Origin of the sequence: Variovorax flavidus (assembly GCF_030317145.1) — a bacterium.
GTDB classification, from domain to species: Bacteria; Pseudomonadota; Gammaproteobacteria; order Burkholderiales; family Burkholderiaceae_C; genus Variovorax; species Variovorax flavidus.
In genome coordinates this window covers 12,285-38,574 of sequence record NZ_JASZYE010000009.1, presented here as the reverse complement: position 1 = coordinate 38,574, position 26,290 = coordinate 12,285, and the positions used below count along the sequence as shown (strand labels likewise).

The 26,290-nt window shown below is 65.9% G+C and carries 23 protein-coding genes; 10 read left to right on the top strand and 13 right to left on the bottom strand.

From position 1 onward, the window contains the following. Positions 1-44 precede the first annotated feature (44 nt). Both QTH90_RS27040 and QTH90_RS27035 read left to right on the top strand, forming a co-directional pair. The gene (locus tag QTH90_RS27040) at positions 45-1,142 is read left to right on the top strand and encodes a M14 family metallopeptidase (RefSeq protein ID WP_444814772.1); all 1,098 of its coding nucleotides are present in this window, start codon (positions 45-47) and stop codon (positions 1,140-1,142) included. Between the two features lie 62 nt (positions 1,143-1,204). Continuing rightward, positions 1,205-2,536, top strand: coding sequence for an MFS transporter (locus tag QTH90_RS27035; RefSeq protein ID WP_286667668.1), 1,332 nt, complete (start codon positions 1,205-1,207; stop codon positions 2,534-2,536). Between the two features lie 115 nt (positions 2,537-2,651). Here the strand turns inward: QTH90_RS27035 and QTH90_RS27030 are convergent, their stop codons facing one another. The 6 genes from QTH90_RS27030 to QTH90_RS27005 form a co-directional block, all read right to left on the bottom strand. Continuing rightward, entirely contained in the window at positions 2,652-4,139 is a 1,488-nt protein-coding gene (locus QTH90_RS27030; RefSeq protein WP_286667667.1) for an aldehyde dehydrogenase family protein, read from the bottom strand. 13 nt (positions 4,140-4,152) lie between these two features. Then, on the bottom strand, positions 4,153-5,127 hold the full coding sequence (locus QTH90_RS27025; protein WP_286667666.1) for a tripartite tricarboxylate transporter substrate binding protein: 975 nt from the start codon (positions 5,125-5,127) through the stop codon (positions 4,153-4,155). Positions 5,128-5,193: 66 nt separating this feature from the next. After that, entirely contained in the window at positions 5,194-6,342 is a 1,149-nt protein-coding gene (locus QTH90_RS27020) for an alpha-hydroxy acid oxidase (RefSeq protein WP_286667665.1), read from the bottom strand. Next, a complete protein-coding gene (locus QTH90_RS27015) occupies positions 6,339-7,250 on the bottom strand; it encodes an NAD(P)-dependent oxidoreductase (RefSeq protein WP_286667664.1) in 912 nt (303 codons plus the stop codon). Before QTH90_RS27015 ends, QTH90_RS27020 begins: the two co-directional genes overlap by 4 nt. A gap of 2 nt (positions 7,251-7,252) precedes the next feature. After that, positions 7,253-8,503, bottom strand: coding sequence for a fumarylacetoacetate hydrolase family protein (locus QTH90_RS27010; protein WP_286667663.1), 1,251 nt, complete (start codon positions 8,501-8,503; stop codon positions 7,253-7,255). After that, a complete protein-coding gene (locus QTH90_RS27005) occupies positions 8,503-9,465 on the bottom strand; it encodes a Bug family tripartite tricarboxylate transporter substrate binding protein (protein ID WP_286667662.1) in 963 nt (320 codons plus the stop codon). The genes QTH90_RS27010 and QTH90_RS27005 overlap by 1 nt, the downstream gene beginning before the upstream one ends. Before the next feature lie 285 nt (positions 9,466-9,750). Between QTH90_RS27005 and QTH90_RS27000 the strand changes: the two genes are divergently transcribed. From QTH90_RS27000 to QTH90_RS26990, 3 genes are read left to right on the top strand one after another with little or no spacing between them, the layout of a single operon-like run. Next, positions 9,751-10,530, top strand: a complete 780-nt coding sequence (locus QTH90_RS27000; RefSeq protein ID WP_286667661.1) for an enoyl-CoA hydratase/isomerase family protein — start codon at positions 9,751-9,753, stop codon at positions 10,528-10,530. 40 nt (positions 10,531-10,570) lie between these two features. Next, complete coding sequence (locus QTH90_RS26995) at positions 10,571-11,794, top strand: CaiB/BaiF CoA transferase family protein (protein ID WP_286667659.1); 1,224 nt, start codon at positions 10,571-10,573, stop codon at positions 11,792-11,794. A gap of 11 nt (positions 11,795-11,805) precedes the next feature. Beyond that, positions 11,806-12,708 carry an amidohydrolase family protein gene (locus QTH90_RS26990; protein ID WP_286667658.1) on the top strand — a complete coding sequence of 301 codons (903 nt, stop codon included), beginning with the start codon at positions 11,806-11,808 and terminating at the stop codon, positions 12,706-12,708. A gap of 11 nt (positions 12,709-12,719) precedes the next feature. Here the strand turns inward: QTH90_RS26990 and QTH90_RS26985 are convergent, their stop codons facing one another. From QTH90_RS26985 to QTH90_RS26960, 6 genes are all read right to left on the bottom strand, one after another. Continuing rightward, a complete protein-coding gene (locus tag QTH90_RS26985; RefSeq protein WP_286667657.1) occupies positions 12,720-13,658 on the bottom strand; it encodes a transcriptional regulator GcvA in 939 nt (312 codons plus the stop codon). A gap of 121 nt (positions 13,659-13,779) precedes the next feature. Next, a complete protein-coding gene (locus tag QTH90_RS26980; protein WP_286667656.1) occupies positions 13,780-14,472 on the bottom strand; it encodes an aromatic-ring-hydroxylating dioxygenase subunit beta in 693 nt (230 codons plus the stop codon). A 15-nt stretch (positions 14,473-14,487) separates the two neighbouring features. Further along, positions 14,488-15,780, bottom strand: coding sequence for an aromatic ring-hydroxylating oxygenase subunit alpha (locus QTH90_RS26975; RefSeq protein WP_286667655.1), 1,293 nt, complete (start codon positions 15,778-15,780; stop codon positions 14,488-14,490). A gap of 148 nt (positions 15,781-15,928) precedes the next feature. Continuing rightward, positions 15,929-16,102: a hypothetical protein gene (locus tag QTH90_RS26970; RefSeq protein ID WP_286667654.1), complete on the bottom strand. Its 174-nt coding sequence runs from the start codon at positions 16,100-16,102 to the stop codon at positions 15,929-15,931. A 282-nt stretch (positions 16,103-16,384) separates the two neighbouring features. Next, positions 16,385-16,846 (bottom strand): MerR family transcriptional regulator, encoded by a 462-nt coding sequence (locus QTH90_RS26965; RefSeq protein ID WP_286667653.1) that lies wholly within the window; start codon positions 16,844-16,846, stop codon positions 16,385-16,387. Then, positions 16,843-17,253: a nuclear transport factor 2 family protein gene (locus tag QTH90_RS26960; RefSeq protein ID WP_286667652.1), complete on the bottom strand. Its 411-nt coding sequence runs from the start codon at positions 17,251-17,253 to the stop codon at positions 16,843-16,845. Before QTH90_RS26960 ends, QTH90_RS26965 begins: the two co-directional genes overlap by 4 nt. Positions 17,254-17,483: 230 nt before the next feature. Here QTH90_RS26960 and QTH90_RS26955 point away from each other — a divergent pair, with 230 nt between their 5' ends. Further along, positions 17,484-19,142, top strand: coding sequence for a sulfatase-like hydrolase/transferase (locus QTH90_RS26955; protein ID WP_286667651.1), 1,659 nt, complete (start codon positions 17,484-17,486; stop codon positions 19,140-19,142). Positions 19,143-19,208: 66 nt separating this feature from the next. Here QTH90_RS26955 and QTH90_RS26950 read toward each other — a convergent pair whose 3' ends face one another. After that, entirely contained in the window at positions 19,209-19,748 is a 540-nt protein-coding gene (locus QTH90_RS26950) for a Rieske (2Fe-2S) protein (RefSeq protein WP_286667649.1), read from the bottom strand. A gap of 75 nt (positions 19,749-19,823) precedes the next feature. On the opposite strand from QTH90_RS26950, the gene QTH90_RS26945 reads away from it, so the two are divergent. The 4 genes from QTH90_RS26945 to QTH90_RS26930 all read left to right on the top strand — a co-directional run bounded on the left by QTH90_RS26945 (position 19,824) and on the right by QTH90_RS26930 (position 26,254). After that, positions 19,824-20,723 (top strand): 1-acyl-sn-glycerol-3-phosphate acyltransferase, encoded by a 900-nt coding sequence (locus QTH90_RS26945; RefSeq protein ID WP_286667648.1) that lies wholly within the window; start codon positions 19,824-19,826, stop codon positions 20,721-20,723. 977 nt (positions 20,724-21,700) lie between these two features. After that, the gene (locus tag QTH90_RS26940) at positions 21,701-22,129 is read left to right on the top strand and encodes a serine/threonine protein kinase (RefSeq protein WP_286667646.1); all 429 of its coding nucleotides are present in this window, start codon (positions 21,701-21,703) and stop codon (positions 22,127-22,129) included. An 18-nt stretch (positions 22,130-22,147) separates the two neighbouring features. Beyond that, positions 22,148-22,972 (top strand): methyltransferase, TIGR04325 family, encoded by an 825-nt coding sequence (locus QTH90_RS26935; RefSeq protein ID WP_286667645.1) that lies wholly within the window; start codon positions 22,148-22,150, stop codon positions 22,970-22,972. Between the two features lie 96 nt (positions 22,973-23,068). After that, entirely contained in the window at positions 23,069-26,254 is a 3,186-nt protein-coding gene (locus QTH90_RS26930; RefSeq protein WP_286667644.1) for an error-prone DNA polymerase, read from the top strand. The last annotated feature ends 36 nt before the right edge of the window (positions 26,255-26,290 follow it).

Here is a 26,290-nt window from a genome sequence, read left to right as displayed (position 1 = left end):
TCACGCCCAGCCGCCCGACGCCCGAGTCCCACGCGCCGACCGACATCGCCGATGCAGCCGCCCTCTTCTCCTCCAGCTACGCGCAGGCGCGGCAGCGATTCCGAGATGCCGCCTGCCGGCGCGACCTGGTCGTCGAATCGACCGTGCTGGACCTGGCCGGCGCCGATGGCGAGGAACTCGCGATCGATGTCGTGCGCGACGGCCCCGCCGATGCGGCACGGCTGCTGATCGTGATCAGTGGCGTGCATGGCGTCGAGGGCTACTGCGGCTCCGCGGTGCAGACCGGCCTGCTGGAACTGGGCCCGCCCGAGCAAGCCGCCGGCAAGCGGATGCGCGACACCGCGGTCCTGTACATCCACGCGGTCAATCCCTGGGGCTTCTCGCACTCGCGCCGCGTGACCCAGGAGAACGTGGATCTGAACCGCAACTGCATTGACTTCGACGCGCCGCTGCCGGTCAACGCCGCGTATGGCGAGATTCACGACCTGCTGCTGCCCGAGGCCTGGCCGCCGACGCCAGCGGACGCGGCGGCGCTGGCGGCTTACGCCGAGCGCGTGGGGCCCAAGGGCATGCAGCGCGCCGTCTCGCTGGGCCAGTACACCTACGCCGACGGCATGTTCTTCGGCGGCCAGGCGCCGACCTGGAGCAACCGCGCGCTGCGCGCGATCCTGCGCCGCCACGGCCGCGAGTGCCGGCAGATCGGCTCGATCGACATCCACACCGGGCTGGGCCCTTACGGCCACGGCGAGCGCATCTTCGCGTCGCCCGATCAGGACACGAACATCCTCGAGCGCGCGCAGCGCTGGTGGGGCGAACTGACCTCGGTGCACACCGGCACTTCGTCCAGCGTGCCGATGACCGGGCCGGTGCAGTTCGCGCAGTTCGACGAATGCCCGCAGGCCCAGCACACCAACATTTGCCTGGAGTTTGGCACCTGGCCAGCCGAGGAGGTACAGCAGGCGTTGCGCGCCGAGCACTGGACCTGGAGGCGCGCAGCCGACGCCAACCGTACTGCCGCCGCGCGCGCCGCGCTCAAGGCCGCGTTCTATCCCGATGCCGCGGACTGGAAGGCAGCCGTCTGGCGCCAGGGCCGCGAGGCCTTCGTTCAGGCGCTGACCGGCCTGCAGCGCGTGCCGGTCTGACGCCACCGCACGGCGTTCCCTTTGTCCCCTCGACCCGCCACTCACTTACCGGAGCCTCCCTCATGACCACCTCGACCGCCGGCTCGGCCGGCAGCCTCCTTCCCCCGGCGCTGCCGCGCGCCGACACTGCGCCGATGCAACCGACGATCTCGCGCAAGGCGGTCGCTGCCGCGATCGCCGGCAACGCGCTGGAGTTCTACGACTTCGTGCTCTATGCGTATTTCGCGATCTACATCGGCCAGACCTTCTTCCCGGTCGCCGGCGAGTTCGGCTCGCTGCTGGTATCGGTGGCCACCTTCGGGGTCGGCTTCTTCACCCGCCCACTGGGCAGCGTGCTGATCGGCGCCTTCGCCGACCGCGTCGGGCGCAAGCCGGCGCTGATCCTGACCGTGGTGCTGATCACGGTGGGCACGCTGGGCATCGCGGCTACGCCCGGCTACGCGACGATCGGCATCGCGGCGCCGATCATCGTCGTCGTCTGCCGGCTGCTGCAGGGGCTGGCGCTGGGCGGAGAGGTCGGACCCGCGACCGCGCTTCTGCTGGAGATGGCGCCGCCCGGAAAGCGCGCCTTCTACACCAGCTGGCAGCTCGCCAGCCAGGGCTTGGCGGTCGCTGTCGGCGGACTGTTCGGCGTGATCGTCTCCAGCTCGTTGTCGCCGCAGGATCTGGCCTCCTGGGGCTGGCGGCTGCCGTTCCTGTTCAGCCTGGTGCTGGTGCCGATCGCGGTCTACATCCGCCGCAGCCTGCCCGAGACATTGGGCCATCACGAAGGCGCATCCACCGCTCAGATCGTGGGCAAGGTCTTCGGCCAACAGCGGCGCTGGGTCGTGCTGGGCGTGCTGATGATGATGGCCACCGTGGTGTCCAGCCAGTTCGGCAACTTCATGGCCACCTACGCGATCAAGGCGCTGAAGCTGCCGCCTGCGGTTGCGCAGAGCTCGGTGCTGCTGGCCGGCTTGCTGACCTTCGGCGGCGCGCTGCTCGCAGGCTGGCTGTGCGACCGTCACGGCCGCAAGGCGATGATGCTGCTGCCGCGCGTGGCGTTGGCGATCGCGATCGTGCCGATGCTCGTCTGGCTGCATAGCGCACCCACCGCGGGGACACTGTTCGTCGTCGTCGGCGTGCTGGCCCTGCTGACCGCGATGAGCGGCGCCGCCAGCCTGGTCGTCGTGCCGGAACTGATCCCCATCGCCATCCGCAGCACGACGCTGTCGCTGGTCTACGCCATCGCGGCCACGGTGTTCGGCGGTACGACGCAACTGGTCGTCACCTGGCTCATGGCGGTCACCGGCGACCCGGTCTCGCCGGCCTGGTACATCGTCGCGACCAGCGTGATCAGCCTGATCGCGATGGCGCTGCTGCCAGAGACGCGCGACGTCGACGTCACGAAGTGACGCGACACGCCGGCCGCTTGCGACCGGCGGTCTTCGGCCTCAGGACGCCAGGCTGTCAAACGCCTGGCGCGCCTGCTTGACGCGGCGGCGATCCCGCCAAGAAGTTCGCTGTTGCTCAGACCAGCACGCGGTCCCGCTCAAGCAACCATTCCGGCGCATCCTGCAGCACCTGCGGGCGCAGGAACCGCTCCATCGAAGCCTGGCCGACCGAGGTGGTGAAGGGAGCGGTCGAAGCGGGGAATGGGCCGCCATGGTGCTGGGCCGCGCAGACGGCCACACCCGTCGGAACGCCCGCGAACAGCACGCGTCCCGCAATCTTCATTGCGGCACGCACGACGGCGACCTCGGCCGCGTCCGGTGTGGCCAAGTCCGCCGGCAAGCCCCACAGCGTGACGGTGAGTGACCCACCGATCGCACGAAGCACGGCGATGGCCTCTTCCGCCGTATCGACCCGCACCACGAGCGCGGCGGCACCGAACACCTCTTCATGCAGGGCGCGGTCGGCCACGAAATCGCTGGCCGCGATCTCGGCCAGGAACGGACGAAGTGCGCCGGAAACGCTTGCGGATTCAGCATCCACGCGCACCTCGAGCCGATCGTGCTGGCGCCACGCGGCCACGCCGCGCTCGAAATTCGCGCGGATGCCTTCGCTCAGCATGCCGTGCGTCTCGCGCTGGCGCAGGTCCTCGGCCAATGCGGTCACGAAGGCATCGCCCGCCTCGTCCCGGAAGACCACGATCACGCCGGGACTCGTGCAGAACTGCCCCGCGCCCTGGCAAATCGACCCGCCAAGCAGCGCCGCCTTTGCCGGCGCATCGTTAGCGAGTGCCCGTGGCATGACGACCACCGGGTTCACCGAACCCAGTTCGCCGTAGAACGGAATCGGTCGCGGCCGCGCCGCCGCGAGACGTGCCAGCGCGGTGCCGCCCCTGAACGAGCCGGTGAAGGCCACGGCGTCGATCGATGGCGCCTGCACCAGGCGTTCGCCCACCTCGACCGCAGCACCCTGAACGAACTGGAAGACACCGGCGGGCAGCCCGCAGCGCGCGACCGCATCGGCTACCAGTGCCGCCACCTGGACACACAGGCCCGGATGGGCGGGATGCCCCTTGGCGACCACTGGGCAGCCAGCCGCGAGGGCCGACGCGGTGTCGCCCCCCGCGACGGAGAAGGCGAACGGGAAGTTGCTGGCCGCGAACACAGCAACCGGTCCGAGTGGCACGCGGACGCGCGTCATGCGTGGCCGCCCAGTCGGCGGCGGGCCTGCCACAGGCGGCTGGTCGAGCACGAAATTCGCACCACCCGTCTCCAGGAGCACGGCGAATTCACGCAACTGGAACGCAGCGCGGTCGAGTTCGCCCTCCAGGCGGACCGACCCCAGACCGGTCTCGCGGTCGGCCAACGGCACCAACGATGCGCGCTGGGCCTCCAGGGCAGTCGCGATCTGGCGGAGCAGCCGGGCGCGCAGCGCGGCCGGCGCGGCGGCGAAGACGTCTGCCGCCGATTGGGCCGCGGCCACGGCCGCGTCGATGCCGTCGGCGTCCGATCCGGCCCACGGCTCGCCGAAGGGCGCGCCAGTCCGCGCGTCGATGGATTGAAGCATGGACACTCGCGCTTCAGTTCTGCAGGTCGATCTTGGCGGCGATCGCCTTGATGGCCGCGCTTTCACGCGCCATGCTGGCCTCGAAGGTGGCCGCGTCCTCGTACGTGTCGGTCGTGAAGTACTGCTTCTCCATGATCTCGCGCAGCGAAGGTTCCTGCATGGACTTGGCGGCAGCGACCTTGAGCACGTTCACCACGTCATCGGGCGTGTTCTTCGGCACGGCCAGGCCGCGCCACGTGCCGAGCACGAGGTCCATGTTGCGCTCACGCAGGGTCGGCACCTTCTCGAACACCTTCAGGCGCTTCTCCGACATCACGCCCAGCGCCTTGAGCTTGCCCGCGAGCACGTTCGGCGCCACCTCGGGTGCACTGGCGATGACGGCGTCGATGTGTCCGCCGAGCAGCGCCAGGATGGCGGGGGCGCCGCCCGGGAACGGGATGTAGTTGAACTTCGCGTTGCCCTTCTCGGCCAGCGCGGCCGAGGCCAGGTGCCACATCGAACCCTGCCCCGCGTTGCCGATGCGCACATTGGCATCGGGCTTGCGCGCCTGGGCGAGGAACTCCTCGATGGTGTTGTAGGGCGCGTCGCCGCGCACGACGACCACCGCCGGGTCTGCGTTCAGCTTGGCGATGGGCCTGAGCTCGTGCTGGTCGAACTTGGCCAGTCCCAGGTAGTGCAGGAAAGTGATTTCCACCGTGGTGAGCGCCACCTTGTAGCCATCGGGCTTGGCCTTGATGACGTCCATCCAGCCCACCACGCCGGCCGCGCCGGGCTTGTTGACCACGACGACGCTCTGCGGGAGATGCTTCACGGCGGCCGTGGCGAAGGCGCGCGCCATCACGTCGGCGCCACCGCCCGCCTGGTACGGCACCACCAGTTCGATGGCGCGTTGCGGATAGCCGGACGGCTCGGCGAGCGACGGCATGGCCGCCAGCGTGAGAGCGGCAGCGCTCAGCGCGAGTCGAAGGGTGCGGGAACGGAATTGCATGACGTTGTCTCCGGGGTGCCTCGAATCGAGGTCGTTGGTTTCAGGAAAGGGAAGAAAAGTTGGAGCTCAGAAGCTCGCGGGCAACAGCACCCCGGCATCGACGTCGCGGATGTCGGTATGGCCGCAGAACGCCATCGTGAGGTCCAGTTCCTTGTGGATGATCTCCAGCGCACGAGTTACGCCGGCCTCGCCCATCGCACCCAGCCCATAGAGCATGGAGCGTCCGATGTAGGTGCCCTTCGCACCCAGCGCGACGGCCTTCAGGACATCCTGGCCCGAGCGGATGCCGCCGTCCATGTGCACTTCGATGCGGTCACCCACGGCATCGACGATCGCCGGCAACGCGCGGATCGACGACGGTGCGCCATCGAGCTGCCGCCCGCCGTGGTTCGACACGATGAGCGCATCGGCGCCCGAGGCGGCGGCCAGCTTCGCGTCCTCGACGTCCTGGATACCCTTGAGCACCAGCTTGCGGTCCCACAGGCGGCGGATCCAGGCCACGTCTTCCCAGCTCAGCGCCGGGTCGTACTGCTGCGAACTCCACTCGGCGAGCGACGTCATGTTGTCGACGCCCTTCACGTGGCCGATGATGTTGCCGAAGGTGTGGCGCCGTGTGCCCAGCATGCCCGCGCACCATCGCGGCTTGCCGGCCATGTTCAGGAGGTTCAGCAGCGTCAGGCGCGGCGGCGCCGAGAGTCCGTTCTTCAGGTCCTTGTGGCGCTGTCCGCTGATCTGCAGGTCGAGCGTGAGCACCAGTGCCGAGCAGTTCGCCGCCTTGGCCCGTTCGATCAGGCGCGTCACGAAGTCGCGGTCGCGCATCACGTACAACTGAAACCAGAACGGATGGCCGCCGGTGCCTTCGGCCACGTCCTCGATCGAGCAGATACTGACGGTCGAGAGCGTGAAGGGCACGCCGAAACGCCGCGCCGCCCGCGCCGCCAGGATCTCGCCATCGGCGTGCTGCATGCCCGTGAGGCCCGTGGGTGCAATGGCCACCGGCATCGCCACGTCGTGTCCCAGCATGGTGGCGCGCGTGCTGCGCTGCGCGAGGTTCACTGCCACGCGCTGGCGTAGCAGGATCTTCTGGAAGTCCTGCTCATTGGCGCGGTAGGTGCTTTCGGTCCACGAGCCGACATCCACGTAGTCGTAGAACATGCGCGGCACACGCTGGCGCGCGAGTACGCGCAGATCCTCGATGCTGGTGATGACGGTCACGACGACGTTTTTTTCGATGCAGTGTTGCGGGCCGACTCATAGAGACGGATGAGGGAAGCCGAATCGGCCAGCGCGCCGCCGCCCGCCACGTAGGCGTCATAGCGTTGCGTTGCGGCCTGCACGAGCGGCAGCTCGCAGTCCACGTCGTTCGCGAAGGCGGTGACGGCCTGCAGGTCTTTCAAGAGCTGGCGCGCATAGCCGATCGGCGGATCGAACTGGCGCGCGTGAATGCGCGGAAATAACTTCTGCAGCAATACGCTGTCGGCCAAGCCGCCCGCCAGGCAATCCGGAAGGCGCGCGGCGTCGATGCCGGAGGCTTCAGCCAGCAGTGCGACTTCGCTCATCAGGGCGAAGCCGGCGCCGACGATGGCCTGGTTGATCATCTTGGCAGTCTGGCCGGCGCCGACGTCGCCCATGTGCGTGACATGGGCGCCGAGCGCAGCCAGCACGTCGTGCGCCTGCGCCATGTCTTGCGCCGCACCTCCGGCCATGATCGTGAGCGTGCCGTCGCGCGCGGCGGCCGGTCCGCCTGAAACCGGCGCATCGATCCAGCGCAGGCCGGCTTCGCTCGCGGCACGTTCGGCCAGCGCCCGCGCGGCGGCGGGCTCGATGGTCGACATGTCCACCAGCAGCCGGTCGCGCGCCGCTGCGGAAGTCGCCACGCCGGATGGGCCGAACACACAGGCCTCGACCGCCTGACGGTCGAGCACGCACAGCAGCACGATGTCGCTGGCACCGGCAACCTCTGCCGGCGACGCGGCCGCCACCGCGCCGTGAGGCACGACGAGGTCGAGCCGCTCGGGCTCGCGGTTCCAGACGGTCACGGCATGGCCGAGGTCCAGAAGTCTTCGTGTCATGGCTTCGCCCATGAGGCCGATGCCGATGAATCCAATGCGAGGCAGTGACATGTTCAAGCGTGTCGGGGAAGGGTCGCGAGGGAAAGATCGTGCGGCAGCTCAGCGGTGGTCACCGGCGCCGGACCCAGCAGGCCACGCGCGGCGAGATTGCCCATCAGCGCGCCGATGCCGAAGCGCCACGGCGACAGGCGGTCGCTGCGACCCACCGAGTTGACGAGGCCACCGAGGCGTGCGCTGCGGATCGCGACGCGGTCGCCATCGTGATGCGTGAAGCCGGCACCGGGCGCCCCCCGGTCGTCGGTGGGCGCGAACATGGTGCCGCAGAACAGCAGGATCCCGTCCGGATACTGGTGGTGCGCGCCCATCGCATGCCCGACCATCTCGGCCGGCGAGCGGCTGATGCGCGCCATGGAACTGCTGCCCGCGAGCGTGAAGCCGTCTTCGCCGCGCACCTCTAGCGTCACCACCGCCTGCTCCACGTCCGCGAGCGTGAATTCCGCGTCGAAGAGGCGTATGAACGGCCCGATCGCGCACGAGGCGTTGTTGTCCTTGGCCTTGCCCAGCAGCAGCGCACTGCGCCCTTCGAAGTCACGCAAGTTGACGTCGTTGCCCAGGGAGGCTCCGACGATTTCGCCATCGGCCGTCACCGCGAGCACCACCTCCGGCTCGGGGTTGTTCCAGTCGGATCCGGGATGCAGGCCGACCGGCACGCCGGTGCCGACGGACGACAGCGGCGTTGCCTTCGTGAAGACCTCGGCATCCGGTCCGATGCCCACTTCGAGATACTGCGACCACAGGCCCTGCGCGGCGAGCACGCCCTTGAGTTCCCGCGCCTCGGGCGACCCGGGCTTCACAGCGGCCAGGTTGCTGCCGATGACGGCGGTCATGGACTCGCGGATCGCATGCGCGCGGGAGGCATCGCCTCGCGCCTGCTCTTCGATCACGCGCTCCAGCATGCTGGCCACGAAGGTGACGCCGGCGGCCTTGACGACCTGCAGGTCGCAAGGCGCGAGCAGATGGCGGCGCGCCGGGTCCGGTCCATGCTCGCAGGTGCTGCGCAGCCAGTCGGCCAGCGTCCCCAGCGGCGTGCCGGGCGCGCGCCGGGCCACATCCAGGCGGTCGGGCCTCGCGAGAAGCGCCGCCGTGGTGGGCGCATGAGCGGTGATGTCGTGCAACTGTCCGTCGCGCAGCGCGACCACACAGGGGCCGCCTTCGACGCCGGGCAGCCAGGCGCGTCCGACCAGCGTCGCGCCCGCGGCGTCCTCGGGCAAGGTTTCTTCGGAGGAAACGTGGAGCATGGACATCAGACGGTCACCTTCGCGTCGTGGATCACCTTGGCCCACTTGTCCTTCTCGCTCGCAATAAAGGAAGCGAACTGCCCCGCGCTGCCGCCGCCGTCCTCGGCGCCGTAGGCCAGCAGCTTTTCGGCGACATCGGGCATGGCGAGGACCTTGTTGAAGTCCTCGTTCATGCGCTGCACCAGCGCCGGCGGCATCTTGCCGGGGCCCGCCAGGCCGTACCAGGTGCTGGCGTCGAAGCCGGGGTAGCCCAACTCGGCCAGCGTGGGCACGCCCGGATGCGCGGCGGCGCGGCGCGGCCGCGGCTGGGCAATGGCCACGAGCTTCCCGCTCGCGACGTGCGGGGTGGCCGAAGTCATGGTCTCGAAGCTGTAGTCGATCTGCCCGCCGAGCAGGTCGGTGATCATCGGGGCCGAACCGCGGTAAGGCACGTGCAGCGCTTGAATGTCCGCACGCAGCTTGAACATCTCCAGTGACAAATGCTGCGCCGAACCGGGCCCGGCGGAGCCGAAGGTCACGGCGCCAGGCTGCGCACGGCAGCGCTCGACCAGCGCACGCACGGTGCGCGCCGCCTGGTCGGGACGGCACACCAGCAAGCTGGGCGCGACGCCCACCAGCATGATCGGCGTGAAGTCACGCTCGACCACGTAGCCGATGTTGGGGTAGAGGCTCGGGGCCACCGCATGGTTGCTGAAATTGGTCATCAGCAGCGTCGTGCCATCGGCTGGCTGCTTGGCGACGTACTCGGCGGCGATCACGCCCGCGGCGCCCGCCTTGTTCTCGACCACCACGGTCTGTTTCCAGAGCACGCCGAGCTTCTGCGCGATCACGCGCGTGACGACGTCGGTGCCGCCGCCCGGGGGAAAGCCGACGACGATGCGGATGGGGCTGGCGGGCAATGCCTGCGCATGGCCCGCGAGATGTACTGCGGCACAGCCTGCGGCCGCGAGGAAATGGCGTCTTTGCATGATGTCTCCTGAAGTCCCTTGTGTGGCGCGGGGCGCCGGGTTCTGGCGTCGCTTCGACCGGCGCATGGCGTGATCGAGACGAAACGGGAGCGAGTGTAGGAAGCGGCACGCGACGGGACAACGTGGAATAACTTGAAAGGCGGCCGAGAATTTCTCACAGCATCGCACCCCGAGTTTTTCTTGAAGGCGCGCCCAGTTTTTCTCGCTTGGAGTGGACGGGCCTGCTCCCTAAACTTCGCCTCGTTCCGCGCCGCGGCGCCTTCCAACCGAGACTTCTTCCGAGCCATGCCACAACCCATCATCGTCGAACGCGACGGCCACATCGTCACGCTCACGCTCAATAGCCCCGAGAAAATGAACGCCATGAACCTGGGCATGTGGCAGGGCCTGGGCGACATCTTTGCAACGCTCGAACAGGACGACGACGTGCGCTGCATCGTGCTGCGCGGCGCCGGAGAGCGCGCGTTTTCGGCCGGCGCCGACATCGAGGAGTTCCCGCGCACGCGGCTCGACAAGACGCAGGCACGCGCCTATGGCCAGGTGACCCACCGGGCCATGCAGGCGGTGGCGAACAGCCGCCACCCCACGCTCGCGCTGATCCAGGGCGCGTGCGTGGGCGGCGGTCTCGAGCTGGCATCGGTATGCGACATGCGAATCTGCGGCGAATCGAGCCGCTTCGGCGCACCGATCAATCGCCTGGGTCTGGTGATGTCGTACGGAGAGCTGGGCGGCCTGCTCGCGCTGGCCGGACGCGCCGCCGCGCTCGAAATCGTGCTTGAAGGGCGCGTCTTCGGTGCTCGCGAGGCGCTGCAGAAGGGGCTGGTCAATCGTGTGGTGGACGACGCTGCAGTCGTCGAGGAAAGCTACGCGGCGGCGCTGCGCATCGCGCGGGGCGCGCCGCTGGTAGCGCGTTGGCACAAGCGATTCGTGCAGCGGCTGGAGCAGCCGGCAGCGCTCAGCCCGAATGAACTGGACGAGGCCTACGACTGCTTCGACACCGAAGACTTCCGCATCGGCTACAAGGCCTTCCTCGAGAAGGCGCACCCTGGTTTCGTCGGCCGCTGAGCCGGCCCCACGCAAAGACATCGTCCAAAAGGAACATTGCATGACGCTCCCCCTCTCCCGCATCCGCGTACTTGATGTCAGCCAGATCATGGCCGGGCCCTTCTGCTGCATGCTGCTAGGCGACATGGGCGCCGATGTCATCAAGGTCGAGGCGCCGGGCGTCGGCGACCAGACCCGCCGCGCCATGGGCTTCCGGCTCAAGGGCGAGGACAGCGGTGGCTTCCTCGCGCTCAACCGCAACAAGCGCAGCGTCGAGATCGACCTGAAGAATCCGCAGGGCCTGGAGGCCTTCTATGAACTCGTTCGCCAGGCCGACGTTCTGGTGGAAAACAACCGCCCAGGCGTGGCGGCAAGGCTGAAGATCGACTTCGAGACATTGCATGCCATCAACCCCCGCCTGGTGTACGCCAGCATTTCCGGCTTCGGCCAGACGGGGCCCTGGTCGCGGCGCCCCGGACTCGACCTGATTGCGCAGGCCACCAGCGGCGTGATGAGCGTGATGGGGGAACCCGGCGGCGCGCCGATGAAGTCCAGCGTACCGTTCGCCGACCTCGGCGCGGGCCTGTTCGCGGCCTACGCCATCCTGAGCGCAGTGATCGGGCGCGACCAGACCGGGACCGGCCAGTACATCGACGCTTCGCTGTTCGAGACCGCCCTCGGGTTGTCGATCTGGGAGACGGCGGAGTTCTGGGGCACGGGCAAAGTGCCGACTCCGCTGGGCAGTGCCAACCGCATGAGTGCGCCGTACCAGGCGGTGCGTGCGGCCGATCGCTACATGGTGATCGGCGCCGCCAACCCCAAGCTCTGGACGGCGCTGTGCGGTGTGATCGGCCGGCCCGAGTTGCCCGCCGACCCGCGCTTCACGGACAACGTCGCGCGCATCCGCAACCGCGCCGAGCTGATCCCGTTGCTGGAGGCGGAGTTCGCACGACGGCCCGCCGCGGAATGGGTGGATGCGCTGCTGGCCGCGGGCGTGCCCGCTGCCCCCATCAATGACTACGCGGAAGCGCTGGACAGCGAGCAGGCGCGCGCACGCGAGATGGTGATGGAGATCGAGCACCCGGTGGAGGGGACCGTCAAGGCGCTGGGCTTCCCGGTCAAGCTGCGCGGCACGCCGCAACAGGTGCGCCGTGCCGCGCCGCTGCTGGGCCAGCACACACGCGAGGTGTTCGACGAACTCGGCGTGCCCGCGGATCGCTTCGAGGCCCTGCGCGAAGCGGGCGCATTCGGCGAGGTGGACAGCGTCGCGTCGGCCGAAGCCTGAATCCACGCAGCATGGCGGACGACGACGCATTCATCGACGCGCACCAGCACTTCTGGGATCTCGCGGCCAACCCCTACCCCTGGCTGCAGGGCGAGGAGGTTCAAGATTTCCGCTATGGCGACTACAGCGCCCTGAAGCGCGACTATCTGCCAGACGACCTGGCGCGCGACACCGCCGGCTGCGCGCCTGCGGGCACGATCCATATCGAGGCCGAGTGGGCGCGCGACACGCCGGTGGACGAGACCCGCTGGCTCACGGCGCTGGCCGCGCGCACCGGGCGGCCGACGGCTCTCGTGGCGCACGCGCGGCTGGCGGCCGACGACGCGGCCGAGGTGCTGGCCTTGCAAGCCGGTTTCGCCCTGGTGCGTGGCATCCGCAACAAGCCCGTGGTGGCGACCACGCCATCGGACGCGCGCCGGGGCCAGCCCGGCTCGATGGACGACCCGCGCTGGCGGGCCGGCTACGCGCTGCTGTCGCAACACGGGCTGTCCTTCGACCTGCAGGCGCCATGGTGGCACCTGGACCAGGCGGTAGCGCTCGCCTGCGATTTCCCGTCGACCCCCCTGATCCTCAACCACACCGGTCTGCCGGTCGATCGCAGCTCCGAGGGCCTGCGCGGTTGGCGGCAGGCCCTGGAGGTGCTTGCGGCCGCACCGAATACCGCACTGAAGATCTCCGGTCTGGGCCAGCGAGGTCGGCCCTGGCTGCCTCAGGAGAACGTGCCGCTGATGCGCGACGCCATTGCCATCTTCGGACCCCACCGCTGCATGTTCGCGAGCAACTTCCCGGTCGACAGCCTGGTGTCGCGCTACGACACGATCCTGTCGGCGTTTCGGGAAGCCATTGCCGGGCGGCCCGATGCCGAGCGACGGGCCCTGCTGCACGACAACGCGGTACGTCTGTATCGGCTGTAGCGCCCAGCCCTTCAGGCCTCGCCGATCTGGGAGGCCGGTTCGGCGTCGCGCGCCAACTCTTCGCGCACCCAGGCCATGAACGCCTCGATACGCGGGTCGCTCACGCGATCCTGCGGGTAGACGATGAAGTACGAGAACTCGACCGGCAGGCTGAGATCGGGGAACGGCCGCACCAGCCGGCCTTTCAGGAGATCCTGCTGCACCCAGCTCTTCTTCGCCAGCGCCACGCCCAGCCCGTCGATGGCCGCATCGATCACCAGATGGCTGGGCCAGAACGACGGGCCGCGCGTGGTGTCGACGCCGTCCACGCCGGCGTTGGCCAGCCAGGTAGACCAGTTGGGATTGCTGACATCGTCATAGGTGCTGTCGTCGTGCAGCAGCGTGTGATGACGCAGGTCGTCCAGCACGGCGAGCGGCTTCGGCCCGCTCAGCAGCGCGGGACTGCACACAGGGAAGACTTCCACCTGCAGGCATCGCTCGGCATGGAGACCGGGATAGATGCCGCGCCCGTAGCGCACCGCCAGGTCGAAGTCCTCGCGCGTGAAATCGACCATGTGCTTGGAGGTCGACACCTTGAGGTCGATTTCCGGATGCGACTGCATGAAGCGCCCCATGCGTGGGATCAGCCACTTGACCGCGAAGGTGGGCGGCAGGTTGACCTTGAGCGCGGGCACGCTCTGCTCGCGATGCAGCTGGTAGGTCGCGAAGATGAGCTGGCGGAACGCTTCCTGCACGCCCGGCAGGTAGGCCTTGCCAGCGCCGGTCAGCGACAGCGCCTTGGCGTCGCGCACGAACAGCGCGATGCCCAGGTTCTCTTCCAGCGTCTTGACCTGGTGGCTAACGGCCGAGGGCGTGACGAAAAGCTCTTCTGCGGCGCGAGTGAAGCTCAGGTGCCGGGCGGCGACCTCGAACGCTCGCAGTGGGTTGAGGGGAGGAATCTGACGGGACACGATGTGGGAGCGAGCGAAATGGGAACGGGCGAGTATCCGCCCTCCCGGGGTCAGTGGCGCAAACGCCTTGACCGGAACGGCGCGCGCCAAGCCGGTGCTTGGTCTCTGAACGGTATGGCGGCTAGACCCAGATCTGCAGCACGTAGTCGAACGGCGCCTGCCCGTTGAAGAGGTCGACCCGCTGCAGCACGATGCGCAGCGCGCCACCCGCGTCGCGCGCCAGCGTGTGCCGGTAGATACCGCCAAAATGCCGCACCGTGTCGCGGCGCAGCTCCATCAGATGGAAGCGCGAGCGCACATGGACCGTCGCGCCGTCCACCGACTCGATAGCGACGTTGCCGACGATATGGTTGGTCTCCCACATCGGTGCCTGCGACCATGCGTTGGGGTGCGAGACGCGGCCCTTGCGGATCTCCATCATCAACTTGTCTTCGGCAAAGATCGAGGGCGAGCCCTCCCACTCGGTCTGCTCGAGCGTGACCGGCATCCAGTAAATGCCGCGTTCGTCGAACAGGTCCATCCACTCCTGCCAGAGCTTGCGGTCGAGCAGTTCGGCCTGCAGGTAGAGCAACTGCTCGACCTCGCGCTGCAGGTCGTTGCCCACGGTCAAGCCGGCACGCGGCACGCCCTGAGCAGCAGGCGCAGCGCCGAACTGCGGCGCGCGCGGCGAATGGTCTGGCGCGATCACCTGCGCGCCGGTGGGCGCATCGCCGGTCGCGGCCTCGATCACCACGTCCTGGGCGAGCAGGTGCTCGAAGTCGGGTCCGGCGCTCGGAATGGCGGCGCTCGGGCCGTTGGATGCTTGCTGGCTCATGGCGGTGCTCCTGCGCTATGAAGCCATGTAGGTCGACCAGGCGCGAAACTGGCTTCGCATCACCGCTTCGGAAGTGCCGTGGTTGGAATAGGTCACGCCGCCCTCCTCGCGGTCGTCGCCGAAGTAGCGATGGAAGCTGACCCAGTCGCCGCCATTCGACTGCAGGCCCCACTGCCCCTTGGTCCAGTTCTCGAGGTCGTCGGCATTGATCATCGTGGCTGGAGAGTTCACGAGGTTGTAGTACCAGAGGCTGCGGCGGTAGATGGCCTCGGGCGCACCCTTGAGGCGGAAGTGCCAGATCTCCGACAGCGTCTTGTCAGGCGAGATCGGCCGCAGGCAGCGCAACTGCTGCAAAGGCGATTGCACCGACAGGTAGGGATAGATCAGCACGTGATGGATGCTGCGCGAAAGGTATTCCTCGGCGCGTTGCTCACCGTAGGCCTGCTTCAGCAGCGCCTCGTGCGCGAGCGTGTCAGGGTCCTGCGGGCGCAGGCCCATGTAGGCCTTCAGGATGCCGTGTCCGCGCGGGAAATTGATCGTCTGCACGGAGTCCCACTGCTCGAAGCTCGACGCGAAGGCCGAGAGGTAGTGGTAGTACAGCGGTACCTTCTCCTGCTGCGCCTTCAGCCGCTTCTCGACGCGTCCGGCTGCGATGCCGGTCGACTGGTGCGTGACCGAGGGATGCAGCGCGTCGAGCTGGTTCTCCATGAAGAACTTCCAGTTCGAGTGCTGGATCACACGATGGCAGATCGGCACAACTTCCACCTCGCCGACCGGCGAACGGTCGCACATGTCGTCGAAGGCGACGCGCGCCTCGCCGAGGAACTCCTTCAACGAAGGGCCGTCGGCCGAGAGGCTGGCGAAGACGAAGCCCCGATAGCTCTCCACGCGCGCCGCGCGCTTCACGCCGCAATCGGGGTTGTCGCGCGTCATGCGCGTGCCCTCATAGCCCTGGGCCAGCGGGATCGCACGCACGCTGCCGTCCAGGTGGAAGCTCCACGCGTGATAGGAGCAGACGATGCTGTGGCCCGTGTTGCCCTTCAGATTGCCCACGAGTTGCACACCCCGATGCGGGCAGCGGTTGTAAAGCACCTGGACCGAACCGTCGGCCTGCCGCAGCATGAACATCGGCTGGCGGCCGATGGTCACGGCGTAGTAGTCGCCGGGATTCGGCACCTGAGACTCATGGCCGCAATAGACCCAGATGCGCTCCCAGATCTTCTCCATCTCGGCATCGAAGATCCCGGCATCGGTGTAGACGGTCTTGTGGACGCGGTCGGGCTCGACCAGCGCATCGAGATTCATCATGGACTGCCCCTTGACTCTGCCGCAGGTGCGCATCTTCGCAGGCCTGCGGGCGACCAGTGTGTATCCTGATTCAGCCGGACGACGAAGCAACACACTGAAGACTCCCATTGGCACAAGGAGTCTCGCAGATGAGACACGGCCTCGTCGCTCAGAAGCGGCCCGTAGCCCGACGGGCCACGACGACTGGCGCCTGCTTCGACGGCTTGTCGCTTTGGGCGGCCGCCGCCTTCCGCGGTGCGCGTTTTGCTGGCTTGCGCCGGCCTTTGAGGGACTCGATCAGGGAAAGGGCTTCCTTGTCGAACTTCGCGTTGTCGTCGGGCATGGCGGCCTCTAGAGGATGCGAGGGCCGGATGGTACGACCATATCGGCGTTGCGTCACAAATTGCTGTCCAAACGCCCACAAGCTCACGGCGCGGCACAAACGCGAGTTTGGTCCCGGAGCGTGGAAGCTTCTTGTCGCGATGCGCCGCTGACCAGATGGTCAGCTTCTCTTGATATTGAAGGACCGCACCACGCGGTGAGCGGAAGTTGCGGCATCAAGCAAGCGGACGTTCAAATCGCCTGTCGACTTCGGGACCTGAGCGACTGTCCACCCGCTGGAGCGCTACCGAGATTTGCGCGGCTTCCTCGGTGCACGCGGTGCAACCGGCGGCGCCTCGGGGAGGCTTTGGTGCGGCAACAACGCGGGGGCTTGGCCCGTGGCCAGCCACTCGTCGTAGAACGCAATCTTGCCGTCGATGAGTTCCAAGGCCTGCAGCCACTGCGCGATGGTGTCCTGGGCGCGCACGCGGTGGGCCTGCAGCAGTTCCTTGCGCTGGCGCAGGCTCCCCCGGCCCTGGCGCACGAGCGCGGTGTACTCGCGCATTTCGGCGATTGACATGCCGGTGCGGCGCAGCCGATCCATCAGGTCCAACCAACCGAGGTGCATGGCGTGGTAGACGCGCCGGCCGCCAGCGTCGCGGGCGATACCGGGCATCAGCCCTTGCGACTCGTACCAGCGGATGGCATGAACGCTGCGATTGCTGCGCGCCGCCAACTCACCAATGCGCAGTCCTGCATCGCTCATGTGCCCGGCCTCGCGGGCGGCGCCAGCACCGCTTCGGCCAGCGCGGTGTCCATGTACTCGGTCAGTTCTTTGAGTTGTCCGCCCTCAATGCGGCAGACGTAGCAATACTGGTTGTTGTACGGCTGCCCCGACTTGGTGGTAACGCGACCCTGGCATTCGATCACCACGTGCTCGCCCTCCGCGATGAGCCGCAGGGCAGTATTGGTGTAGCGGTCGGCAAATTGCGCCATCAGCGGAGCAAGCAAGTCCTCGCGCACCGTCCGCTTTCCGCGGTAGCTGCCGCGCCAAACGCCGTTGCTCTTGAAGGTCCAACAGAAGTCGTCGGCCATCGCGTCCACAAATGGCCGACCGTTGCCCTTGGCCAGTTCTGAAAAGATAGATTGCATGAGCATCTTGTTCGCTTGCATCTTCCGTCTCCAAGTAAAAAGGTGATCTGGGACGGGTATTTGGCAAGCTAGAGCGCACTCTATGTCAATGGGCGATCACACTGTTCCTGCCTTGCTCCTCGATGTGCAAGATCGAGTTCGACAGGCATCTCCCAGGACGGCCAGCCCCTGCCCTCGGCAATGTCTTCCACCGCCAGCGATCAGGTCGGCAGGCATCCTGGCCAGAATTCCGTCATTCTGCTTAAGAGGTCATGGAGCAGCATAGCGATCCACATGGGGCGCGCTTGGCATCCGCGCCAATGGCAGACAGACGGCTTGGCGTCGTCAGTCTGATCGACTGTGTTTGGGGCGCAATCCTGCTAATCCCGGCCCTGACGATCTTTTCATCCGCGCACGTCTGGGATCTTGGCGCCGTCTGCCCGCTTGCCGCAACCGCAGTGTTCTTTGGCTTGCTTCGGGCGATCCTAGGGCTTCGGGTATTCCTGGTCCTCACATACGTCCCGGCGCTGTTCGGCGTCCTGGCCGTGGGAGCGGACCTTCTACGCGATGTCAACCTTCTCGAGGCGGCCTTGATTCGGCCGGACCCACACGAAGCGTGGCCGGTGGTTCAGCCTCATGTCCTCTGGATAGCCCTGACCGCGGTCCTGCTCGCCGTGCCGATCTGGGTGTCGTTTCGCACTCCGACAACGCAGGCGGTGCGCGGGAAATGGCCTTCGGTCACCCTTGCGGCAATCGCTTTCTCCGCAGTCACATGCGGCGCCATCTTTCATGACACTGTGTTGCGGGCGTGGCCGCTGAATGTGATCTCCGTTGCCGCGGCATCGGCGATCGGCCTTGACGATTTCGTCTCGACGGCGTCGCCCTATGCGCCCACCAATCCTCGTTCGGCGTCCGCGAGTTGGGGGGCCTCGCGGTCGCCGGGACTTCACCCGCAGAGCGAGACATACATCCTGATCATTGGGGAATCAGTGCGCGCCGACCGGCTCGGCGCATGCGGCGGGCAAAAGCAAGTCGGCCTCAGCCATCAGGACGCGATCATCTATTGCGATGTGACGTCCGGATCCAGCAGCACGCACACGTCGGTCCCTCTGCTTGTATCGCGCGAAATGCCTGGCGGTGCATTTCGGGTCAGCAAGGACGCAACATTCATGAAGGCTTTCGAGGAAACTGGATTCCACACGTATTGGCTTGCCGTCCAGGAAAGAGGTATTGCGTGGCCCGACGCCAACACCGACGAGTTCGTCGCGATAAAGAGGACCGATCGTGAAAGCCTTCTGCCATCGCTCAGATCGGTGCTCGCGCAGAACGCGCCCAAGAAACTGATCGTCGTGCATGCCTACGGCGCACACTTTTCGTACTGCGATCGCTATGAGCCCGCAACAGCCGCTTTCCAGGCCGACTGCTCGAAGCTCTCTGGACTCCCTGATGGTTCCACGCTGCCGGACTTCATCCGCGCCTACGACAACGCCGCGGCCGAATCCCTCCGATTCATCGACGCTGTGATCTCAGAGTTGGCGCCAGCGGGCGGCTCGTCCTTCGTGATGTACACGGCTGACCATGGTGAGAATCTGCTTGACGATGGACGAAAGCTTTTTCAACACGCGCTGAAGGATCCGACGCCCTGGGACACGACAGTCCCGGCCGTCATGTGGGCGAGCGATGAATGGCGCGCCAGCAACTCCGCGCGTTGGGAACGGCTCCGTGCCAACCATGAAGCCAAGGCGATGCATGCGGACCTCGTGCCCACCCTGCTCGGTTCAGCGGCCATCCGCTATGTCGACGAGCGGCGAGTGGCTGTCGATCTCGGAGCGATGTCACCACCTGTCGATAGAACCCGGTGGGTCATGCGACGTCTGGGTGAGAAGATAAATGAGGACCAACTGCGCCAAGTGCAGCCCGGGAGGCAATAGGCGCAGGGGCTGGAAGAAGGCCGCTGTCATGCACCGATGTGAGGGTCGTCCCGGCCCTGCTCTCGCCTACCGCTTCGGAGCGCGGGTGATGCGCAGGATGTGGTCTTCCCTGATTTCGAAGTCCGGAACATCCAGATCGGCCCTCCGCAGCAGTTGCGCGTCCTGGTCCGCGTACTGCTTGATCGCGCGGCCAGCGTAGTCCCATTCGCCAAAGCGACATGGGTTGCGGTAGCCGCCCTGCCACGGACGCACCGGCGCATAGCGGTCGGCGCCCAGGGGTACGTGTTCGACCTCGCATCCGTCGGCCGGACTCAGCAGGGAGTAGACGAAGAATGATGGACGTCCGGGCGCTATCGGACGCAGGTTCCAAGTGTGGGTGGTTTGCGCCCGAAGGTCATCGAGCATGGCCTCGGTGGTTCGAACGAGGGCAAGCGGTGTGCGTTGGAAGGTGTAGAACTTCGGGCTGCCCGCCGGAATTTCCGCAAGGTCGATTTCCAGGTAGGCTGGCTCTTTTCGTTCCTGCCCCGTCATCCACGACACGAAGGCGATCCAGGCGCCCGTGGCGACCAGAAATGCGATCACAAGCAGAACACGGCGTAGGGTCACTTCGTATCAAGCAAGCCGCTTGGGCCGAACAGGACTTGGCCCTCGTTGTGCGACGATACTCCATCCAATCGCGAGATGTCCGCCACTGCACAACCGCTAGTCGACGCGCTCACCGAGGTCAACATTGACGACCTCATGGACGCGGTCGGCCTGTCGCGTTTTTGTGGCACACCGTTGCGCCATCTGTTCTGGCCCATGGCTCGTCGCTTTGCATGGACTGCTCACGAGTTCGACAGTCGCGTCGGCAAGGAGGGCCTTGCCCAAGGTAGCGCCTGGTTGATAAGCCGCATGACCGCGGGCCTGGTCACGTCGGGCCTGGAGCACGTACCGACGCAGGGCCCTGTGGTTGTTCTGGCAAATCACCCTGGGATGACTGACACGGTCGCACTCTTCACGAGTCTCTCACCCCGGCAGGACCTTCGAGTGATTGCTGCGGATCGCCCCTTCCTTCGGGCCCTGCCGAACGTCGCGCAGCAGCTGATTCTTCTGCCAGAAGGCTCGGGAGGGCTTATGGCTGTCGTACGAAGCGCGGCAAGGCATCTACAGGAAGGAGGCGCTCTGTTGACCTTCCCGGCGGGAGACATCGAGCCCGACCCCGCCACGTCTGGCGTGCAGCGCGCCGTTGCGTCATTGGAGAATTGGTCAGACAGCTTTGTCTTGTTCGCCCGTCTGGTTCCGCAGGTGCGATTCGTGCCTGCGCTGGTGAGCAATGTCATTTCGCCGGATGCGCAGAGGCATCCGCTGAGCTCGTTGCGCCGAACGGCGCGAAACAGGGAGAAGCTGGCTGCTGCGATGCAGGTTGCGCTTCCTCGCTATCACGGACATGTCGCGAAAGTCGCGTTCGGAAAGGCCTCATCCGTAGGAGCGGACGGAGCCAATCACCTCAGCGCATCAATAGCTGCACAAATGTGCGATCTGATCTTGACGGAATGTTTGGCGCAAATCAGGAGTCAACCCGTCGCCTCCTCGATGTAGTGGTCGGCAGCGATGCCGTTCATCGGCCGCGATGACCATCTGAACCTTGGCTGTCGACGCTACTGCCGCTGCCTTGGCTCTATTGGCTCACCAATTGACCGAGTCTCGCCACGTTCCCCAGTGTTCCAGGGCAACCTCCAGCGCGTTGGGGCTAAGCGGCCCTGCTCCGCGGCTGGCGGACACGTCGAGCTAACTCAAACGCCTCGTCGTGAAGGCTTGATCGTCGCTGCGCGTCATGATGATGAAAGAGTAGCCATGTCGGCGAACGTCGAGCTAGGCGGGACGGCTGTTGTCTTGTTGGTCCACGTCGGCGCGGCCAGAGTGTGGCTTGCCGCCGTCGATCGGCGCCAGCAAGGGAAACGGCGGACGGCGAACGGGCATACAGCGGTCCCGGACCGTTGATGGTCGTGATCCGCCGACTCGACAAGCAAAAGAACATCTCCACCGGGCTGCTACTCGACGAGATGCTTTCGCATTTGGACCCTGGTTCCGTCGCGCGGCCGATCTGCAACCAGGGGCCTGTTGCGTTACCGACGACTGCTCGGCCTAACCCGCTACCGTGTTCGGCGCGTCGAGCGATCGGCCTGCATATTGACTGAGCGACTTGTCGTGCTGGGGGCCTTGGCGCTGGGCAATGCGCTCCTCAAGCGGTGGATCCGTCGCCAGCGCAAAGAGGCGAGCCGGCTCGAACGATGATCCGCTCTGGTCTTCGCAGTACCAGAACCTCAATGGTGTCGCCAGCCAGCGATGCGCACTGAAAAGCTCGCGTGCGCGGCGATGGCCGGATCGCGCCGAACGAAATCAATCTTCAATCTCTTGCCTGACCGCCTCGAGTGGGTGACGACGCCAGAAGCTCGCTTTGCACTCAGACGTGCAGACCTACAGGCTGGAGCGCCAGAACCTGACACTCGGGACGCAACACCCTCCTAGAGTTGTAGCGCTCCCAATTTGGGGCATCACTCGCTTGGGAGACCACCATGAAGCAGGGAAAGATTTTCACCACAGTTGCGCTCGTCGGCATGCTCAGCCTCTCGAGCGGCGTTCTTGCTCAGACCACAGCGCAGCCTGCTGCGCCTGATCCAGCAAAGGGAGGACAGGCCAGCACGAAAACGCCTGCCGGCGTCGCGAACCCGACGCAGCGTCCCGACGGGAGCAATCCTGCGTCACGCGAAGAAGTGAAATCCGAAGCTCGCTCAGAGAACCGCAGTCCGGCGAACACCAAGGTCCCTAAGGGCGAGCCCTCGACCATGACCAACAACCAGCCAAACGCCCCGCAGCGGACGGGGGCCATGAGCCGAGCCGAGGTAAAGCCGAGCAAGGATGAACTGAAACCCCAAGCGGGTGTGAAGGGCGAGCGGCCCGACGTGCCGACGAATCCCAAGGAAAAAACGGGCACGCCTCAATAGTTCTTGCTGAGCGCAGGCATGTCACACGCCAGCGCCGCCCAGATCGTCCGCGAGCTGTTGGAGGGACCGGTAACCCGACCCGCATTGCTCCGATGGCGGAGACAGCAGTTTCTCGCGAAGGAGGGGCTAGGCTTCTATTTCGGCGTCTATGACAGCTTCACGGCTGCCCACAAACGCTTGCCAGTGAACGAAGGCTTCAACAACGAGCGCCTGGCCGTTGAGTATGTTGAGATTCGAACGCGGCAGGTTTTTGCGTACGACTACCCTGTGATGTGGTGGCTCGACAGAGCCTTTCGTCGAGGAGCTAGGAGCGTGCTGGATATCGGCGGCTCCGTAGGCGTGCACTACCACGCTTATCGGCCCTACCTCGACATGCCGGCCGGGTTGGCATGGCAAGTTGTCGAGGTCCCAGCGATGGTCGACCTCGGGCGCAGGCTGGCGGTCGAGCGGGAAGCGCCCGCGTTGAGCTTCACAGTCGATCTCAACGAAGCTGTCGTTAGACATGGCGCCGATATCTGGATTGCCGCAGGCGCCCTCCACTACATGGAAGACGCACGCCCTGGCGACCTGCTCAGGCGATGCATGACGCGGCCTCAGTACCTGCTGCTGAACAAACTGCCACTCTATGGGGGAGAAGACTTCGTCACCACGCAAAACATCGGTGAAGGCTGCTTTGCGCCAATGCATGTTTTCAACACCGAAAGATTGATTCGTGAGGTGGAAGCGCTGGGCTACAACTTGAGGGATCGGTGGCAGGTTCACGAGCGTTCGTTGTATTTGCCCGGGTATCCAGAGCGCTCCTTCCCTTCGTTCACCGGCCTGTATTTTGACGGCCGATCATGACGGCTTCCACCCAAGTGAGCCGACCAGTCTCGACGGAATCCTCCTCGCGCGACACGTTTCGAAGACAAGTGCAAAATACTGTATTTATATACAGTTGTGTCCTCCGAGCCTCCCGCCTTTGCCGAGCTCCACTGCCGCTCGAATTTCACTTTCCTCGTGGGTGCATCGCAGCCTGAGGAACTGGTGGAGCGGGCCGCTGCCAAGCTGTATTCAGCCCTGGCGCTGACAGACGAGTGCTCGGTTTCCGGCGTCGTTCGCGCCCACCTGGCAGCGCGGGAAGCAAGCCTGCATTTCATCTGCGGCAGCGAGATCCTGCTGACCACCCAGAGCGGCCATCCACACGCCAGGCTCGTGTTCCTGGCGCAAAACAAGCTCGGTTGGGGCAACCTTTGCGAATGCATCACGCTCGCGCGCCGGAGGGCCGCCAAGGGCAGCTACAGCGCCCTTGTAACGGACGTAGAGGGCAAGAACATCCAGGCGCCCTATTTGGTCGGCATGCCCGGCTGCTTGGTGCTGCTCCTCCCGGACGCGGATGCCACGGTCGAGTCGCTTTTCGCACAGGCCATGTGGTTGAAGACCTGGTTCCCGGAGCGGGCATGGATCGTCGCGCCGCGACCGCTGCTCATGGACGACGAGTTGCGTCTATGGATCGTCGAACAGGTCGCCGAGCGGACCGGCATCCGGATCTTGGCCAGTTCGAGCCCGGTCATGCACACGCGCAAGCGCAAACAGGTTCAGGACGTGCTCACCGCGGTGCGCGTCGGCACGACGGTGGCGAAAGCTGGGTACGCGCTGCAGGCCAATGCAGAGGCGTATCTGCGCGGACGCGCGATGCTGGCCCGGCAGGTGCCGGGCGAGTGGATGGAAGAAACCGTGAAGGTCGCGAGCCTGTGCACGTTTTCGCTCGAAGAACTCAAGTACGAATATCCGCGCGAGGTCGTCCCGGAAGGCGAAACGCCGGCGTCGCACCTTCGCAAGCTTACTTACGACGGTGCGAAGCGGCGGTATCCGGCCGGCTTGCCCGACAAGGTACGCAGGCAGATCGAGCACGAGCTCAAGACGATTGCCCAGCTCGAATACGAGAGCTACTTCCTCACGGTCGCGGACGTCGTGCACTGGGCGCGGGACCGGAACATCCTCTGTCAGGGACGTGGATCGGCGGCCAACAGCGCAATTTGCTATTGCCTCGAGGTGACGAACGTCGATCCCGATCGCATGAGCGTTCTGTTTGAACGCTTCATCTCTGTCGAACGCAGGGAACCGCCGGACATCGACGTCGACTTCGAGCATCAGCGGCGCGAAGAGGCGATGCAGTACATCTACGAAAAGTACGGACGCGATCGCGCCGCCCTCACGGCCGTGGCCACCACCTATCGCACGAAATCGGCGCTTCGCGACGTGGGGAAGGCGATGGGCATCGACGCAGACAAGATCGATCAGCTGGCCAGCACTGCCTACGGCACTGACGAGAAGTGGATCAGCGAGGCCTGCCTGCTGGAAAACGAGATCGACCCGACGGACCCAACCGTTGTGCACTGGCTCACGCTCGCGGACACGATCCGCGGTTTTCCACGGCATCTAAGCCAGCACCCTGGCGGCTTTGTCATCGGTCGTGACAAGGTGAGTCGCCTCGTGCCCGTCGAGAACGCGGCGATGGAGAACCGCAGCATCATCCAGTGGGACAAGGACGACCTGGATTCGACGGGCCTCATCAAGGTCGACATCCTGGCGCTGGGCATGCTCACGGCCATACACCGCGCGCTCGACCTGGCGGGTGCGAAAGCCGGAGCCGGCCCCATGCGCCTACAGGACGTGCCGGCCGAAGATCCAGCCACCTACGACATGATCTGCAAAGCCGACACCGTCGGCGTTTTCCAGATCGAGAGTCGCGCGCAAATGAGCATGCTGCCTCGTATGCGGCCTCGGACCTTTTATGACCTGGTGATCCAGGTAGCGATCGTGAGGCCCGGACCGATTCAAGGTGGCATGGTGCACCCCTACCTGCGACGGCGCATGGGCGAAGAAAGGGTGGAATACCCAAGCGAGGAGATCCGTCACGCGACCGAGCGGACGCTGGGCATCCCCCTCTTCCAGGAGCAGGTCATGGCGATCGCCATGGTCGCCGCGGACTTCACCGCCGGCGAGGCGGATCAGTTGCGCCGCGCGATGGGCGCTTGGCGAAAGCGAGGCGGTCTGGAAGTGCATCAGCGAAAACTCATCGAGCGGATGCTGAAAAAGGGATACAGCGAAGACTTCGCTCAGCGCCTGGCCAAGCAGGTCGAGGGCTTTGGGAGCTATGGCTTTCCGGAATCCCACGCAGCCAGCTTCGCGCATCTGGTGTACGTGAGTTGCTGGCTGAAGAGAAACCACCCGGACGCGATGCTGGCCGCCCTCCTCAACTCTCAGCCGATGGGCTTCTACGCACCGGCCCAACTGGTACGCGACGCCCGCGAGCATGGTGTCGTGGTGCGCCCGGTCGACGTAGCGATCAGCGACTGGGAATCGACGTTGGAAGAGCCAGCGCAAGGCCCGGCGTCCGATCGCTGGGACACGACCTACGACGCACCATTGCGCGCCGTTCGGCTAGGGATGTCGCGCATCAACGGCATGCGCGAAGAAGCCGCGAAGCGGATCGTTGCAGCGCGATCGCAACAACAGTTCGCGAGCGTTGAGGACCTGGCCATGCGGGCGCAGCTTGACGGGCATGACCTGCAGTGCCTTTCGAGCGCGGACGCGCTGCTCGGGCTCGCCGGACGGCGCCCTGACGCAGTATGGGCGGCGAAAGGTATCGACACGCGGCCGACCAAGATGCTGCGCGAGGCGCGCACCTTCGAAGATGAGATTCGATTCCCAGAGCCAGAAGAGGGTTCCGAAATCGCCGACGACTATGGCTCGCTCGGACTGAGCCTGCGCCGGCACCCTCTTTCGATCATCCGTCCGCAGCTGGCCGAGTGGCGCATCAAGACCTCGGAGGAATTGCGTGCCCGCGCAAAGAATCGCCAGACGGTGCGTGCCAGCGGGATCGTGACGCACCGGCAACGCCCCAGCACGGCCAAGGGCGTCGTCTTCGCAACGCTCGAGGACGAGACTGGCACCGTCAACATCATCGTGTGGCCGAAGCTGGTCGAAGAGCAAAGGACGGTTCTGATGACCGCAAGGCTTCTCAGCGTCGAAGGCGTCTGGCAGAGCGAGAAAGGCGTGCAGTCGCTGGTGGCCATGAAGCTCGTCGATCACACGTCGCTGTTGGGCGCGCTCCGGACGAAGAGCCGCGATTTCCGCTAGTGCAGTGTCTTGGGGAGATCCTCTGATTTTCGCCGA